The sequence below is a fragment of the Corallococcus praedator genome, from assembly GCF_003612125.1.
Classification (GTDB): Bacteria; Myxococcota; Myxococcia; order Myxococcales; family Myxococcaceae; genus Corallococcus; species Corallococcus praedator.
On record NZ_RAWI01000229.1, the window covers coordinates 1 to 15,438 of the forward strand.

Sequence of the window (15,438 nt, forward strand, 5' to 3'; positions counted from 1 at the left end):
AGCGTCAGCCACCCGTCCTCCTTCGCCAGCTGTTGCACCCGCTGCGCATGCCACGCCTGGGTGGCGGCGACGCAGGCGGAGGACGTCGTCGCCGCCACCCAGGCGTGGCATGCGCAGCGGGTGCAACAGCTGGCGAAGGAGGACGGGTGGCTGACGCTGGTGGGCCTTACCTGGCTGAAGGAGGGCGAGCAGACGGCGGGCTCGGCTCCTGACAGCACGGTGCGCCTGCCCGCGTCGGTGCCGGCGAAGGCGGGCACCTTCGTGCGCGAGGGCACCACCGTGCGCTTCCAGCCGGCGGCGGGCGTGGTCTTCACGAAGGACGGGCAGCCCTTCACGGGGGGGGCGCTGAAGACAGACGAGAAGGGCGCGCCGGACGTGCTGCGCCTGGGCAGCGTGAACTTCCAGGTCATCCACCGGGGAGACAAGCTGGGCGTGCGGGTGAAGGACGCGGAGGCCCCGGCGCGCAAGCAGTTCCACGGCATCCCCACGTACGCGCCCAGCGCGGCGTGGAAGGTGGAGGCGCGGCTGGTGCCGGACCCCGCGTCACGCACCATCACCGTGCCCAACGTGCTGGGCACGCAGGATCAGATGCCGTCGCCCGGAGCGCTCGTGTTCACGGTGGCGGGCAAGGAGTACCGCCTGCTGCCGGTGCAGGACGAGGGCTCGGATGAGCTGTTCATCATCTTCGGCGACGAGACGAACCGGGACACCACCTACGGCGCCGGCCGCTTCCTCTCCGCGCCGCTGCCGGATCCGAGCGGGCGCGTCGTGCTGGACTTCAACCGCGCCTACAATCCGCCGTGCGCCTTCTCCGCCTTCGCCACCTGCCCGCTGCCTCCCCGCGGAAACCGTCTGGCATTGCGCGTGGAGGCAGGCGAGAAGCGCGCGGGCAATCACTGACGCGCGCCTCACGTCCCCGGGCGGCTACTCGCTGATGTCCGCGCCGCCCGCGGACTTGCCCTTGCCCTGACCCTTCCCCTTGCCCTTCCCACCCGTCTGACCCTTGCCGCCGCCCTTGCCCGCGGCCTCCGCGCCCTCGGCGGCCTGCGCCTTCTGCCCCGCCACGGACGGGCTCGCGGCTTCCGCCTTGGGGGCCGGGGCGGGCGGCGTCGCAGCCGCCTTCGCGGGTTCGCTGGCGGACACGGACAGGGAGGCGGTGACGAAGAGGACGGCGATGAGACGCTTCATGGGTGGCTCCAGGCAACGCGGCGCCGCGAGGGTGCGGCGGCGCGGGACAGGGGTTGGACCATGACAGGTCCGGACCCGGGAAAGGGGAGCCCCCAAACACCACCGCCCGCTTCCCGGGTGAAAGGGAAACGGGCGGAAGACAGACAGCCGGATTCGCGCCAGGGCGCGGGACTTCAGACCTGGATGGTCTTCTCCAGCTCCGCCAGACGAAAGCGCGCCAGCGCCAGGTTCGCGCTCGCGCGGTGCAGCGCGATGTAGAGGAACAGCCCGTCCCGCGTCGAGAGCGGCCGGATGATGTGGTACTGCTCGCCGAGGGTGATGAGGATGTCCTCGATGCGGTCCTTGATGCCCAGCAGCTGCATCGTCTTCATCTTGGCGCGCACCACCTCCGTGTTGCCCGCGGCCGCCGCCTCGATGTTGAACCCCGCGGAACCGGCGCTGCCCAGGGTCATGCCGCTCTTCGCATCCGCCAGACAGACCGCGAAGGCCCCGTCAATCTTCAGAGCTTCTTCCAGCGCCTGCTTCACGTTCGCCATTGCTTCTCTTTCCAATACGAGAGGGGGGACCTGCGACTGCGTGACTTCGGCCTGCGAGACTTCCGGCCTGGGTGCTTCGGAGGGCGACGGCGGCGCGGGGGACGCCAGCTCCTCCAGCTTGAAGGTCATCTGACTGGAGTAGGCGCGCGGCTGCGGCACGAAGAGGGCCTGCACTTCCGTCAGCCCCAGCAGCGCGTCCAGTTGGCCGCCCAGGTGTCGGCACAGCAGGTCGCGCAGCGTGTCGCGCTCCACCAGGCCCCAGGCCACCAGCGTCTCGCAGAAGTTGCCGCCGTTCTTGCGGCACTCCGCCATCACCTGTTCGACGTCTTCGCGGTTCACCAACCGCGCGTCGATGAGCGCCGTGGCGAAGCTGCGCGCGCCGGGCCCCGTGAGGACCGTCCACGCCACCTTGCGCTCCACCACGAAGATGCGCCCGGAGACCGTGGTGGACTTCACCACCACCTCTCCCCCCAGCTTGCTCTCCAGGGCTTCATGCAGCACGGCCCGGACAACCTGTCGCGGCGGGAAGGTCACGGGTCGGGAAGCCAGGTTCATGAGGAGGGTCCGAGGACACCGCGCGGGGGAGGCGCGTCCGAGTCACTTCGGACCAGATATAGACAGCATAAGTGAATAATGGCAACTCAGTTGTAAAAATCAGGGAACCGCTGACTCCCCTGGGGTACGGGAAACCCACTAAAGATGTTTCTGTCTCCTTCGACAAGGCTCATCTGAAGGAACAATTCCAAGTCAACGGAATGCCAACCCTCCAGGTTACAGCGCGGTGCGTCGGCGCGTGAGGGTTGGGAGGCAGACACTCCAAGCCCCCGGAACGCATGGCGCACCGAGGGCCTGGGGCGTGTCGTTTCGTTCCGAACGGTTCGTGACGGTGTGGATCAGTGCATGGGCGGCGCGCGGTCCACGTTGGACTCGGCGGCCTGGGGCGTACCGATGCGCGGGGCGATGCCGTTCTGGACCTGGCGCAGCACCGCGGCGGAGAAGGCCTCCAGGTCGTCCGGCTTGCGCGACGTGATGAGGTTGCCGTCCTCCACCACCTCGCGGTCCACCCAGCGCGCGTTGGCGTTGATGAGGTCCGTCTTGATGGAGGGGAACGAGGTGACGGTGTGGCCGTCCGCGATGTCCGCCTCCACCAGCATCCACGGTCCGTGGCAGATGGCGGCGATGGGCTTGTCCGCCTTGAAGAAGTCGCGCACGAAGCCGACCATCTTGATGTCCATGCGCAGGTGGTCCGGGGAATAGCCGCCGGGAATCACCAGCGCGGCGAAGTCGGTGGCCTTCAGGTCCTTCACCGCCTTCTCCGTGGTGATTTCCGACCCCTTCTTTCCCTTGAGGACCTTGCCTGCCTCCACGCCGATGATGACGGCCTCGTGTCCCGCCTGTTTCACCTTCTCGAAGGGGACGCTGAACTCCGAGTCCTCGAAATCGTTGGCCACGATGAATGCGATGCGCGCCATGGAACCGCCTCCTGCTGGGCGAAGATGCTGCTGAACCCGCCCGAGCAAGGTGCCCACGACAAGGGCCAAGACAACGCCGCGCGGGGCCACTTCCCGTCGTGCGGTGCGCCCGCCTGCCCCCCTTCCAGGGCCCTGGCGCGCGTTCACTGACGTTTTCGCGCATCGCCCCCGGAGCACGGCGCCCTGGGACGCTAGATTCCTCCCCATGCGCTCCCGACGCCTGCTGCTGTCCGCCCTCGTGGTGCTCACCGCCTCCGCTTCCGCCTGTCGCAAGAGCCAGGCGCAGGGCACCGCCTCCCCCGCGGACTGCATCCTGGTGGAGGACGGCTGGGGGCCGGACGGCACCGTGCCCATCACCGTGGATGTGGTGGCCGAAGGTCTGGAGGTCCCCTGGGGCGTGGCCTTCCTGCCAGGCGGCGACGCGCTCGTCACCGAGCGACCGGGCCGCGTGCGCCTGCTGCGCGGCGGCGCGCTCCAACCGCAGCCCGTGGCCACGCTGCCCATCGCCCGCAGCAGCGAGGGGGGCCTCCTGGGCATCGCCGCGCACCCGGACTTCGCGACGAACCGCCAGTTCTACCTGTACGTCACCACCGAAGCGGACGGGACGGCGCAGAACCGGGTGGAGCGCTGGACCCTGTCGCCGGAGGGCACGAGCGCGACCTTCGAGCGGGTCATCCTGGGCGGCATCCCGTCCGCGAAGTACCACGACGGCGGACGGCTGCGTTTCGGGCCGGACGGCATGCTGTACGTGGGCACCGGGGACTCGCGCGAGCCGGACCTGTCCCAGGACCCCGCGAGCACCGCGGGCAAGCTGCTGCGGGTGACGCCCGAGGGCGCCATTCCCCAGGACAATCCCTTTCCGGGGTCGCCAGCGTTCCTCCTGGGCGTGCGCAACACGCAAGGCTTTGATTGGAAGGACGCCAGCACGCTGTACCTCACCGACCACGGGCCCAGCGGGGAGACGATGCGCCGCGCGCACGACGAGGTGAACGTGGTGAAGGCCGGCGACAACCTGGGCTGGCCCGGCATCTATTCATGCGAAACCCAGACGGGCCGCATCACCCCGTCGCTCACCTTCGACGACGCGATGCCCCCGGGCGGCGCCGCCGTGTACACCGGCTCCGCGATTCCGGAGTGGAAGGACTCGCTGCTCGTGGGGACGCTGGCCTCCCGGCACCTGCACCGGGTGGTGTTCGACGCGCAGTCACCCAACCGCGTGGCGAAGCATGAGGTCTACCTGCGCGGCACCTACGGCCGCCTGCGCGACGTGCTGATGGGCCCCGACGGCCACCTGTACGTCACCACCAGCAACTGCGACGGCCGGGGAGACTGCGGCCCCCGCAAGGACCTGCTCCTGCGCATCCGGCGCTGAAGGAAGCTCAGGTCACGCTCTCCGCGCTGTAGCGGGCCAGCAGGCCGGTGCGCACCGCGTAGCGGTAGACCCACTGGAAGACCAGGCCCGCCAGCACGATGTCCAGCACGGCCAACCCCAGGCCCCACCCGAGCATGGCGCCGGAGAACTCCCCTCCCGCCGCCAACGTGCGCACGCCTTCAAAAACATACGACGGGGGCAGCGCGCGGCCCACCCACTGCATCCACTCCGGCAGCGTGGCCAGGGGATAGAAGACGCCCACGAACGGGGACAGCAGGCTGGGGATGGGCCAGACGAACCACTCCGCCGCGGGCCCCAGCCGCAGCACCAGCGCGCTGCCCAGGATGCCCAGCGCGATCCCGAACAGGAACAGGATGAGGATGAAGGGCACGAACATCACGCCGTAGGCCGCGAAGGACAGGCCGAACACCGTGCTGGACAGCAGGAGCATCACGAGCAGCCCGATGGCGCTGGTCACGATGCTCGTCAGCACGAGGCCGCCCACGTACTCCGGCAGGGTGAGCGGCGTGGCGAAGACGTTGAGGAAGTTGCGCGACCAGACATCCTCGAAGAACCCCATGGTCAGGCCCTGCATCACCCGCGCGAAGAAGTCCCAGAGCAGCACCGCGCCCAGCAGCGCCGGCACGAAGTCGTGGCCGTGCGAGGCCACGCTGTTGAGGTAGCGGGTCATGAAGCCCCACAGCACCATGTCCACGGCCACGAACGCGAACAGCGGCACGACGCGCGCGAAGTTGCCCTTGTAGAGATAGAACTGGCGCAGGGCGATGCCCGCGATGCGGCTGGCTTTCATGGGGCCGGATGCCTTTCCAGGGCCAGGGGTTCGTTGGCCACGGCGATGAACAGCGCCTCCAGCGTGTCGTGGCCATGCTCGCCGGGCAGCGTCTTCGGGTCGCCCTGGAGCAGCACCTTGCCGCGCGACATGAAGAGGACGCGGTCACAGACGGCCTCCACCTCATACATGTTGTGGGACGTCCACAGCACGCCGCTGTCCCCCTTCGCCGCGAACGCGCGGATGCGGTCGCGGATGTCCACCGCCGTGGCCGGATCCAGCGACGCGGTGGGTTCGTCCAGGAGCAGCAGGCGCGGCTGGTTGAGCATGGCCTTGGCCAGCGAGACGCGCGTCTGCTCACCGGAGGACAGCACGCCGCACTTGGTGTCGCGGAAGCGCTGCAGGTCGTACTCCGTGAGCAGCGCTTCGATGCGGGCGGACAACCCCTTCACGCCGTAGATGAGGCCGAAGACGCGCAGGTTCTGCGCCACGGTGAGGTTGCCGGGCAGGGGCGCGTAGACGGCGGCGAAGTTGGTGCGCTCCAGCGCCTGCACGCGGCGGGAGGCCAGGTCCACGCCCTCGATGTGGATGGCGCCCGAGGTGGGCTCCAGCACGCCCAGCAGCATGTTGATGGTGGTGCTCTTGCCCGCGCCGTTGGGCCCGAGCAGGCCCACCACCTCCCGGCGCCCTACCTCGAAGGTGATGCCGTCCACGGCCATGCGGTCGCCGTAGGCCTTCTTCAGCGACGTGACGGAGAGCACCGGAGCAGAAGGGGTCATCGCGGCCCTGCTGTACCACGCGCCCGCCCTCCCGGCAGGTCGTGCGTTCGCTGGGGGAAGGCAGGCGGGCAGGGCCCCGGGCACCCGCTGACGGGGGAGCGGAAAAGGATGCGGCGGTCGTGCACGGGCCGCGTGATTCTGGAAAACTCCGCCCTCCCCTGGCGCCTGCTGGAGTCGATGTGCTCCTGGAAGTTCCCATCCTCATTGGCCTGATGGTGGCGGCCATCGCACTCGCGATCGCCGCCAAACGGGCCAGCGTGCCCTACAACGTCGCACTCGTGTTGGGTGGCCTGCTCATCTCGGTAGGCCACCTGCTCCCCGGAGTGCCCCCCCTCAACCCGCAGGTGGTGTTCCTCATCTGTCTGCCTTTGTTGCTGTTCGAGGGTGGCATCACCGCCGACCTCAATGGCATCCGCGCCAACGCCATCCCCATTGGCCTGTTGTCCTCGCTGGGGATGGTCCTGGCGATTGGCGCCACCGGCGCCGCGCTGCACTTCATGCTGCACCTGGCGTGGGGGCCCGCGCTGCTGCTGGGCTCCATCCTCGCCGTGACGGACACCGTCTCCATCCTCTATGCCTTCCGCCGCGCGCCGGTGCCAGGGAGGCTCGCGGGCATCATCCAGGGCGAGAGCCTCTTCAACGACGGCACCGCGCTGGTGGCGTACACGGCCATCGCGGCGGTGGTGGCCGGAGGGCAGACGCCCACGCTGGGTTCGATTGGCGGGCACATGCTGCTCGCGTCCGTGGGCGGCGCGGCGGTGGGACTGGCAATGGGCCTGCTGGGCGGGTTCATCATCCGGCGCGCGGAGGATCCGCTCGCGGAGATCATGGTGACGACGGCCGTGGCGCTGGCGTCCTATGTGCTGGCCGAAGAGGTGCACCTGTCGGGCGCCATCTTCGCGGTGGTGGCGGTGGTGCTGGGGCGCGCGGTGGCCATCTACCTGCCCTTCCTGCTGTTGAAGCTGTTCAAGCCCGCGGAGTCCATCCCGCTGCGATGGCAGCACGTGTTCCTGGTGGGCAACATCAAGGGCGCGCTGTCCATCGGTCTGGCGCTGGGCCTGCCGGAGAACACGCCCGCGCGCGAGCAGCTGGTGGCCATCGCCTTCGGCGTGACGCTGGTGTCCATGGTGGGCCAGGGGCTGGCGCTCACGGGCGCGCTCAAGTGGCTGGGGTTGTTCCAGCAGGACAAGGTGGCGCTGGAGATGGCGGGACAGCGGGGCAAGCTCATCGCCAGCCGCGCGGCGCACGTGGAGCTGGAGACGTTGCACACGCAGGGCCTGTTGCCGCGAGCGGCCTATGAGCACCTGCGCAGCGAGTACCAGGTGAACATCGCCCGGGCGGAGCGGGAGCTGCGGCGCATCAGCGAACAGCACCTGGCGGAAGGGGCGAAGGACCTGCTGAGCATGCGGCGGCGGCTCATCGACGCGGAGCGCACGGCGTTGCAGGGGGCCCGGCGCAACGGGCTGATTCCGGAGGCGACGGCGGAGGAGATGCTGGCGCACCTGGATGCGCGGATGTTGGACCTGGAGAAGGTGTTGCACGGCGGCAGCGCGAGCAAGGACAGCAAGGAGCACGGAGCAACATGAAGATCGTCATCGCGGGGGGAGGACGGGTGGGCGGCGCGCTGGCGGCGCGGCTCGTGTCGGAGCATCACACGGTGACGGTCATCGAACGCGATGCTGGCATCTGCGCGCGCCTCTTCGAGGAGGTGGGCGTGGTGACGGTGTGCGGGGATGCCACGAATCCGCGCGTGCTGGAGGCGGCGGGCATCAGCACGGCGGACGTGGCGGCGGCGGTGCTGGCGCACGACCCGGCGAACCTGGCGTTCACCATGCTGGTGCGCGCGGTGTCCAGCGCGCGCCTGATGGTGCGGATGCTGGACACGAACTACCGCGAAGCCTACCGGCTGGCGGGCGTGAAGGAGCTGGTGGCCGAGGCGGAGGTGGTGGTGGCGAAGATGACCACCGCCATCGACTTTCCGCAGGTGTCCGGGTCGCTGCCGCTCACCAACAGCGACGCGCTCCTGTTCGAGCTGACCATTCCGTCCCGCGCCCGGGTGGCGGGACAGACGGTGGCGCAGGTGCGCACCCTGGAGGGCTTCCCGCGCGAGTGCATCTTCATCGCGATGGTGGACCCCCAGGGCAACACGCAGCTGCCGGAGGGCAACACGCAGCTGCGCGCCGGGTCCACGGTCATCCTGGTGGCGCGGCGCGCGCAGGTGGCCACGGCGGTGGAGTTCCTCACGGCGGAGCCGCCGCTGGGCGCGGGGCTGGCGTCCTCGCTGGCCACGACCCTGCGCAAGCTGGACTTCCTGTCGCCCTTGAGTGACGACGAGTTGGAGAACGTGGCGCGCGGCGCGGAGCTGCTCCAGAAGCCCGCAGGCACGGAGCTGTTCCGCCAGGGCGACCCGGGGGAGACCTTCTACGTGGTCGTCTCCGGCGAGGTGGCGATGAAGGACGGCTCGCGGAACACGGTGGCCACGGTGAAGCAGGGCGGCTTCTTCGGAGAGCTGGCGCTGCTCACCGGCGAGCCTCGCAACGCCACCGCCGTCACCACCACGCCGTGCGAGCTGGCGGCGGTGGGCCGCGACGACTTCCGGGGCGTGATGATGGCCAACCCCGCCGTCGCGCTGGAGATGAGCCGCATCCTGGGCCAGCGCCTGTCCCGCGTGCAGGGCGGGCAGGTGCCCCCCAAGCGGCGCGGGCTGTTCGGGCGCTGAAGACAGACACTTCGCGGAGGGACTCCCCATGACGACGAAGCACACCGCGCTGGTGCTGGGCGCCACCGGCATCATCGGCCGCAACCTCATCACGCACCTGGACACCCGGCCGGACTGGGCAGTGAAAGCGGTGGCGCGCGGGGCGCCGGATTTCGCCACGCGCGCGGAGGTGCGGTCGCTGGACCTGCTGTCGCCGGACGCCTTCGCGGGCGCGGCGGAGTGGCTCAAGGACGTCACCCACGTCTTCTTCGCCGCCTACCAGGAGCGCCCGGACGCCGCGGAGCTGAGCCGCGTCAACGTGGCGCTGCTGCGCAACACCGTGGAGGCCCTGGAGAAGCACGCGCCGGGCTTCCGTCACGTCTCCTTCATCCAGGGCGGCAAGGCGTATGGCGCGCAGTTCGGCCTCTACAAGACGCCCGCGAAGGAGACCGACCCGCGCCACTTCCCGCCCAACTTCTACTACGACCAGGAGGACTACCTGCGCGACGCCTCCAAGGGCCGGCGCTGGAGCTGGACCGCCCTGCGGCCCGACATGATGATGGGCCTCGCCGTGGGCAACCCCATGAACCTGGGAAACCTCATCGGCGTGTATGCGTCGCTGTGCAAGGCGCTGCGCGTGCCGCTGCGCTTCCCCTCCACGCCGCGCGCCTACTCCATCCTCGCCAACGTGACGGACGCCACCGTGCTCGCGAAGGCCATGGAGTGGGCCGCGCTCAATGAAGCCTGCGCGGGCGAAATCTTCAACATCACCAACGGCGACGTCTTCCGCTGGAGCCAGGTCTTCCCGCGCATCGCGGACGCGTTCGGCATCGCGTGCGCCGACCCGCAGCCCTTCTCCCTCACCGAGGCGATGAAGGACAAATCCCCCGTCTGGGAAGCGCTCACGCAACGCCACGGCCTGCACCCGCACGGCCTGAAGAAGCTGGCCAACTGGGCCTTTGGCGACTTCATCTTCCACGTGGAGAACGACGCGTTCTTCGACGTGAACAAGGCGCGCCGCTTCGGCTTCCAGGAGATGCACCTGGACAGCACGGAGGCCATGGTCGCGCTGATGCGTCAGCTCCAGGCGGAGAAGCTCATCCCCGCCTGAAGCCCACGCGCGTCACGGGCTGACGAGGACGACCCGGGGCCCCTCCCCGGGACTGCCCGAGTCGACCGCGATGAAGAGCGGCACGTCCCGAGGAATCGGCTCTTTGGAGCGGAGCGCCACCGTCGAGCCCTCGACGGGCGACACCTTCACGCATTCGCTCACCCCCGTGACGTACTTCGGGACCTCGACGTTACGGTCCTTGGACTTGCCCACGGGGCTGCCTTCGTACCAGCCGACATCCACGCATTGGGACCACCCCTTCTCCTCATCGTCACAGGTGTCCAGCTTCGACCCGTCGATGGGCAGACAGGTCAGGACGAGCGTCACGGTGACATGGTCGTCGGCGTCCCGGGTCGCGGTGGCGGCCCGGACTCCCACGACATCGAAGTCCGGTCCACACGCGGACAGCAACCCACCCAGGGCCAGGGCAATGAAGGTCTTGTGCATGGTCATCTCCAGGAGCTGTCAGGGATTGGCGAGGATGATGCCCGTCGCGAGGGGATCCGCCTGGATGAGGATTCGCAGGCCCGGGTCCTTCGCCACCGCGTCAGGCGAGGTCAGCGTCAACTGCATGCCTTCGATGGAGGGGACCTTCTGGCACTGCTCCACCGTCGTCAGGGGGCTTTCGAAGCGGAGGTCGTCGGCCGCGTACCAACGCGCGGAGACACAGATGCGGTCGTCATCCGCATCACACTTTCCATCCGCCCTGGGCAGGCCATAGACCTCCTGGCAGGCCAGGGTGACCGCGACGGACACGCGGTCATCCTCGAGCCGCGAGGCCGTGGCCTCCCGCACTCCGGCGGCTTCGAGCCCGGGCTCGCAGCCCGCGGCGGTGAGCGCCAGCAGCATCGACAGGATGGGATAGGGCCTGGGTCGCACGCGGGTTCCTCCTCGAAGGGATGGGACCCGCTCGCCTTAGCAACGCCTGTGCCCATGGGCAGACAGCTGCCTGCCCCGAGGGAGGACCGCGTGTGCACTGACACGCGTGTCCCGATTCCAGCACAGCCGACGCCCTGCGTTCCTGACAGGGCTGTCCTGCTTTGCGTTACGTAGACTGCTTGAGGCGACCGCACACGGCGGAGGCCACCAGGAAGCCCTTGCTGAAGGTGTTCCGGAAGCCATTGTAGAGTGTCGTCACGCCCGGCACGTTGGCGATCATGTCCGCGAAGCTCCACATCTCCTCGTGCGCGTGGATGAGCGGAAGCGCTTCGCCGCCGTCCTCGCCGCGCTGGAGCGTGAAGTCGAACACCAGGATGGTGCGCAGGGGATAGGTGTACAGCCAGGCGAACTGCTTGAGGTTCATCACCCCGTCCACCATGGCCCGGCCGCTCTTCCCATCCGGCTCCAGTTGGATGTTGAGCTGGAAGATGTCGAAGTCGAAGCGGAACATGCAGTGGAAGCCCGCCGCGCCCTTGCGGTACGTCTCCTTGCCGCCCCCCTTCTGCCAGGGGTCCGTGAAGGTGACGTCCTCGGCAATCATTGGCATCAGCTCTTCGTCCAGGACCCTCGCGGGGATGGTCGTGTCGTAGAGCAGACGCGTGACTTCCCGGAAGCGCGCCTCCAACTGTTCAATCAATGCCTGCTCCGCCTTGCGCATACGTCCCCCTGCCCGTCCCGGGCCGTGGCCGAGAAGGTAGGCACGGGGGCGTGCGCGGGGAAGACGGGGTGCGTCAGCCGCCCAGTTCCGTGAGCAGCTGCGCCGCCTGGGTCTTCACGAGCTCGTCCTCGCCCAGCGACTGGGCATGCTTCGCGTGGCGGGTGGCCTCCGCCCGGTCGAAGGGCTGGGTGGCGCGCGCCAGGTTCAGGTGCGTGAGCGCGTCCTGCGGGTTCGCGGCCAACACCCGCTCCAGCAGCACGCGGGCCCGCGCATGGTCCTGGTCACCCATCAACAGACGCACCAGGTCGTTGGTGGGGCCGGGCTCGTTCGGGGCCGCCACCACCGTCTCCTCCAACAGCCGCCGCGCGTCCGCACGCTCACCCAGCGCCTCGTGCGCCTGCGCCAGCGAGTGGCGCACATCCCACTGGTTGGGCGCGCGCCGGAGCGCGTCCTGGAAGAGCCCCTTCGCCTCCGCCAGCTCGCCGGCCAGCATCGCCGACAGGCCCTGCAGGTGGATGTACTGGATGCGCTCGGGGTCGATCTGCCGCAGCTCCAGGATGGTGCGCCGCGCGGCCTCCTGGCTGTTGGCCAGGAGGTACAGCCGGAACAGGTCCTGGAGCACCGCCAGCCGCGTCTTGCCCTGCGCGTGCTCCAGCGCCTGCACGCCCGCGGAGATGGCCAGGCCCACGGCGCCGTTGGACGCGTGCGCGCGCGACAGCATCAGGAACGGCAGGGCTTCCTGGGGCGCCAGCGCCGCGGCCTGCTGGAAGTGCTCCACCGCGGCCTTCGTGTCCTTGCGCTGCACCGCGATGCGGCCCAGCTCGAAGTGCGGGTAGACGCTCTGGGGCGCCACCACCTGCGCGGCCTCGAAGGCGGCCTTGGCGCCGTCCAGGTCACCGCGCTCGGACAGGAGCGTGCCCAGGTTGAAGCGTTCAAAATAGCCGGCGGTGGGCGCGGCGGCCAGCGCCTTGAGCGTCACCAGCGCCACCGGGTCCCCGGCCTGCGCCTTGAGCATCGCCAGGTGGGCCTGCGCTTCGGTGTTCTCCGGCTGCACCTGCAACAGTCGCGTCACGGCCCCTTCGGCATCCCGGGCGGCCCCGGTGCTCAGGTGGGTGCGCACCAATCCCATCAGACAGTCCACGTCCTTCGGGTCGATGGAGAGCCCCTTCTGGAAGCTCTTCACCGCCTCCCCGGGCTGGCCCTGCTGGAGGAGCTGACCACCCTCTTGTGCGTACCTGGATGCCATGTCCCCTACCTACCACGAGCCTCCGGAAAGCCAGCTTCCCCGCCTGCCCCGAAGCGGTCTCACGGATGTTTCACGCCCCCCTCAACGGCGCAGCGCCGCCAGGGCGACCCCCGGGACCTTCCACCACGAGGGCGACTGCTCGAAATCCACCAGCCTGCGGCCCAGGTCCGCCATGCCCTGGTGTCCCGGCACCCAGGGGGGCGCGGGCAGGGACCTGAGCGGGGCGCGCAGCACCGCCTTCTCGATGGACTCCAGCATGAACGCGTTGTGCACCCAGCCCTGCCCGCTCTGGATGTCCTTCAGCGACGAGGACGGGTGGCCGCCCCAGGGCAGGCTGCCCAGCGCGTAGGCCGCGCCCGGCCAGGTGTTGACGGCCACGGTGCCGTATCTCAGCTCGCGCACCGCCTTCTCCACCGCCGCCTTCACGTTCGGATCCTTGAGGGACTTCGGGTGGACGAGCAGCGTCGCGTTGAGGGTGCCCCACACCGTGTTGTTGAGAAACGCCACCACCGCTTCCAGAAACGCCACCGGATCCTCCGAACCGGGCAGGCCCGTCTCCGACAGCACCGTGCACCAGGGCTCCTGGCGAAAGACGCGGTCCTGCGTCTTCAACGGATCCACGTCGGGCAGCAGCGCGTACGCGAGGTCGCCCTCACCTGGAGTGCCCACGAGCCGCACGTTGGGGCGGCCTTCGGTGAACTGGCGCCAGCGCTCGTCCGCGCCCGGGTAGTAGGCGCGGCGCACGGGGGCGCGGGCGAGGCTTGCCTCGATGCGGTCCACGAAGGCGCCGCGCTTGTTCCAGTCCTTCGGTTGCACCAGCAGCTTGGCCGCGTTGCAGTTGAAGGACGCGTTGTTGGCGACCATGCCGGCGATGTCGTCCGCCTGGAAGCGCAGGTCTCCGTCGGAGTACGGACCCGGCACCACGACCACTGGGGACACGTTGCCCAGCTCGCTGGACACGTGCTTGGCGAGCAGCGGTTCGTTCTTCTGTCGGCGCGCGTTGGACTCCGGGCCGGGCGGGCCCCACACGAGCGCGTCGTGGGTGCGGTCGCTGCCGGTGATGTGCACCTCGTCCACCGCGTCGTGCTGCACGAGCTGCGCGCCCTCCTCCGCGCCGCCGTACACGATGGCCAGCGCGTCGCGGGCGACGAGCGGCGCGAAGGCCTGCTCCAGGAAGAGGCCCAGGTACGCGTTGACGGGGTTCATCTTGAGCACGCAGACGGTGCCTTCGACGAAGAGCTTGTAGAGGCAGTCCAGCGGCGGGATGGAGTTGACGTTGCCGCCGCCCAGCACCGCGCACACGCGGCCCTTGTGGGGCTTGCGGTAGAACGACGCCTGGTGTTCGCGCAGGTTGTCGGCGGTGACGCCGGGCTGGAAGTAGACCTCGCCCACGTTGCCGGGCAGCAGCATTCCTTCCAGCCGGTCGCGGGGGAACACCCTCGCGGCCAGCCGCCCGTCCTCCAGCGTGCGCAGGTGCGAGCGGGGGATGACGGGCACGCCGTGCTTCTGGATGTCGCGCAGCGAGTCCGCGAGCAGGCGCAGGCTGCGCACCACCACCATGGGCCCGGCGAGCCACTCCTCTCCCGCGAGAGGCCCGCCGGGGTCGATGCCCTTGGCCTCGCAGGCCGCGCGCACGCTCGGCTCCGCGATGGCGACGTACGCGCGGCGCAGGTCCTCCAGGAGCTTGATCCGCTCCGTGAGGGCGAGTTTCGCCCACGCGCCCGAGCCCTCGCGGACCCGGCGCACCAGGATGTCGATGGTGGTGCGAGACGTGTGCTGCGGGACGGCGGCGGACATGGCGACCTCCGGAACAGGCTTCACACCGGGTCCCGGTATAGGGAAGCCCGCGTGCGCCGTCACCGTGGGGGCCGCGCCCTCCGTCCTCAGGTGGGCAGAGGCTCGGCCAGGCCCTTGCGGATAGCCTCGTCAACGACGTTCATGACCTTCTTGAACTGCTCGTGGTGGCGGCCTGCCTGCTCCTCGGCCAGCTTCGCCTGCTGTTCGCCGAGCTTCGCCTGCTCCTGGCCGAGCTTCGCCTGCTCCTCCCCCAGGGCCTCCATCTTCCGGCTGAGCTCCTCCTGCTGCTTGTCGAAGCCTTCACGCTCGCGATCGAGGTCCGCCTCGCGCTTGTCGAGTGCCTCCTCCTGGCGATCGCGTTCGACGTCGTCGCGGTCGGTGTCGTCGCGCCGGGCGGCGGCGATCCGGGCACGCTCCACGCCGATGTCCGCGTGCTTGAGCGCGAGCGCGGCGTGCTTCGAGGCCAGCTGCGTCTGGGGATAGGCGAGCTCCGCCTGCTTCTGGCCCAGCGCGGCCTGCTTCTGGCCGAGGGCCGCCTGCTGCTGTCCGAGCGCGCCCTGCGCATCCCCGAGCCTCCCGGCCTCTTCCATCAGCTTGCGCACCTGTTCGAGCGTCTGAGGATCGCGGATCAGGAAGGGCTTGTCGGCGCGGCGCACGAAGATGATGTCCTTGCCCTTCTGCTTGAAGGTGCGCGCCAGGTGCACGTCGTCGGAGGAGCCGGAGATCATCGTCCGACCGTCGGAGAGGTACGCGAAGGTGTCGCCGTCATCCATGTCCGGAGGGCTGGGAGGAAGCGGCGGCGCGGGAGGCACCGGCGCCGCCGCGAGCCTGGGCAGGGCGGGCAGCACCGGC

The 15,438-nt window shown here is 69.5% G+C and carries 15 protein-coding genes and 1 pseudogene; 5 read left to right on the forward strand and 11 right to left on the reverse strand.

The window, feature by feature from the left end:
- The first annotated feature begins 60 nt into the window (after positions 1–60).
- Positions 61–900 carry a DUF1684 domain-containing protein gene (locus tag D7Y13_RS25865; RefSeq protein WP_439329241.1) on the forward strand — a complete coding sequence of 280 codons (840 nt, stop codon included), beginning with the start codon at positions 61–63 and terminating at the stop codon, positions 898–900.
- 24 nt (positions 901–924) lie between these two features.
- On the opposite strand, the gene D7Y13_RS25870 is transcribed toward D7Y13_RS25865, so the two are convergent.
- The 3 genes from D7Y13_RS25870 to D7Y13_RS25880 all read right to left on the reverse strand — a co-directional run bounded on the left by D7Y13_RS25870 (position 925) and on the right by D7Y13_RS25880 (position 3,196).
- Positions 925–1,188, reverse strand: a complete 264-nt coding sequence (locus D7Y13_RS25870) for a hypothetical protein (protein ID WP_120585213.1) — start codon at positions 1,186–1,188, stop codon at positions 925–927.
- 173 nt (positions 1,189–1,361) lie between these two features.
- The gene (locus D7Y13_RS48170) at positions 1,362–2,279 is read right to left on the reverse strand and encodes a hypothetical protein (RefSeq protein WP_370450850.1); all 918 of its coding nucleotides are present in this window, start codon (positions 2,277–2,279) and stop codon (positions 1,362–1,364) included.
- A 338-nt stretch (positions 2,280–2,617) separates the two neighbouring features.
- On the reverse strand, positions 2,618–3,196 hold the full coding sequence (locus D7Y13_RS25880; RefSeq protein ID WP_120585212.1) for a type 1 glutamine amidotransferase domain-containing protein: 579 nt from the start codon (positions 3,194–3,196) through the stop codon (positions 2,618–2,620).
- Positions 3,197–3,401: 205 nt separating this feature from the next.
- On the opposite strand from D7Y13_RS25880, the gene D7Y13_RS25885 reads away from it, so the two are divergent.
- Positions 3,402–4,568 carry a PQQ-dependent sugar dehydrogenase gene (locus tag D7Y13_RS25885; protein ID WP_120585211.1) on the forward strand — a complete coding sequence of 389 codons (1,167 nt, stop codon included), beginning with the start codon at positions 3,402–3,404 and terminating at the stop codon, positions 4,566–4,568.
- 7 nt (positions 4,569–4,575) lie between these two features.
- Here D7Y13_RS25885 and D7Y13_RS25890 read toward each other — a convergent pair whose 3' ends face one another.
- Both D7Y13_RS25890 and D7Y13_RS25895 read right to left on the reverse strand, forming a co-directional pair.
- Positions 4,576–5,379, reverse strand: a complete 804-nt coding sequence (locus D7Y13_RS25890; protein ID WP_120537760.1) for an ABC transporter permease — start codon at positions 5,377–5,379, stop codon at positions 4,576–4,578.
- Positions 5,376–6,137, reverse strand: a complete 762-nt coding sequence (locus D7Y13_RS25895) for an ABC transporter ATP-binding protein (protein WP_120585210.1) — start codon at positions 6,135–6,137, stop codon at positions 5,376–5,378. Before D7Y13_RS25895 ends, D7Y13_RS25890 begins: the two co-directional genes overlap by 4 nt.
- Positions 6,138–6,316: 179 nt before the next feature.
- On the opposite strand from D7Y13_RS25895, the gene D7Y13_RS25900 reads away from it, so the two are divergent.
- Genes D7Y13_RS25900 through D7Y13_RS25910 form a run of 3 tightly spaced genes read left to right on the forward strand, consistent with a single transcriptional unit; the run spans position 6,317 to position 9,946 of the window.
- Entirely contained in the window at positions 6,317–7,723 is a 1,407-nt protein-coding gene (locus D7Y13_RS25900; RefSeq protein WP_120630797.1) for a cation:proton antiporter, read from the forward strand.
- Positions 7,720–8,856, forward strand: coding sequence for a cyclic nucleotide-binding domain-containing protein (locus D7Y13_RS25905; RefSeq protein WP_120537524.1), 1,137 nt, complete (start codon positions 7,720–7,722; stop codon positions 8,854–8,856). The genes D7Y13_RS25900 and D7Y13_RS25905 overlap by 4 nt, the downstream gene beginning before the upstream one ends.
- Positions 8,857–8,884: 28 nt before the next feature.
- Entirely contained in the window at positions 8,885–9,946 is a 1,062-nt protein-coding gene (locus tag D7Y13_RS25910) for an SDR family oxidoreductase (RefSeq protein ID WP_120585208.1), read from the forward strand.
- A 12-nt stretch (positions 9,947–9,958) separates the two neighbouring features.
- Here the strand turns inward: D7Y13_RS25910 and D7Y13_RS25915 are convergent, their stop codons facing one another.
- The 6 genes and pseudogenes from D7Y13_RS25915 to D7Y13_RS45835 all read right to left on the reverse strand — a co-directional run.
- Positions 9,959–10,393, reverse strand: coding sequence for a hypothetical protein (locus tag D7Y13_RS25915; RefSeq protein ID WP_120537522.1), 435 nt, complete (start codon positions 10,391–10,393; stop codon positions 9,959–9,961).
- Between the two features lie 18 nt (positions 10,394–10,411).
- Complete coding sequence (locus tag D7Y13_RS25920; protein WP_147444451.1) at positions 10,412–10,825, reverse strand: hypothetical protein; 414 nt, start codon at positions 10,823–10,825, stop codon at positions 10,412–10,414.
- A 166-nt stretch (positions 10,826–10,991) separates the two neighbouring features.
- Complete coding sequence (locus D7Y13_RS25925) at positions 10,992–11,543, reverse strand: hypothetical protein (RefSeq protein ID WP_120585207.1); 552 nt, start codon at positions 11,541–11,543, stop codon at positions 10,992–10,994.
- Positions 11,544–11,616: 73 nt separating this feature from the next.
- Positions 11,617–12,789: a tetratricopeptide repeat protein gene (locus D7Y13_RS25930; protein ID WP_120585206.1), complete on the reverse strand. Its 1,173-nt coding sequence runs from the start codon at positions 12,787–12,789 to the stop codon at positions 11,617–11,619.
- An 81-nt stretch (positions 12,790–12,870) separates the two neighbouring features.
- A complete protein-coding gene (locus D7Y13_RS25935; protein WP_120585205.1) occupies positions 12,871–14,586 on the reverse strand; it encodes an aldehyde dehydrogenase family protein in 1,716 nt (571 codons plus the stop codon).
- An 86-nt stretch (positions 14,587–14,672) separates the two neighbouring features.
- A pseudogene (locus tag D7Y13_RS45835) lies at positions 14,673–15,438 on the reverse strand (M56 family metallopeptidase); the annotation flags it as partial.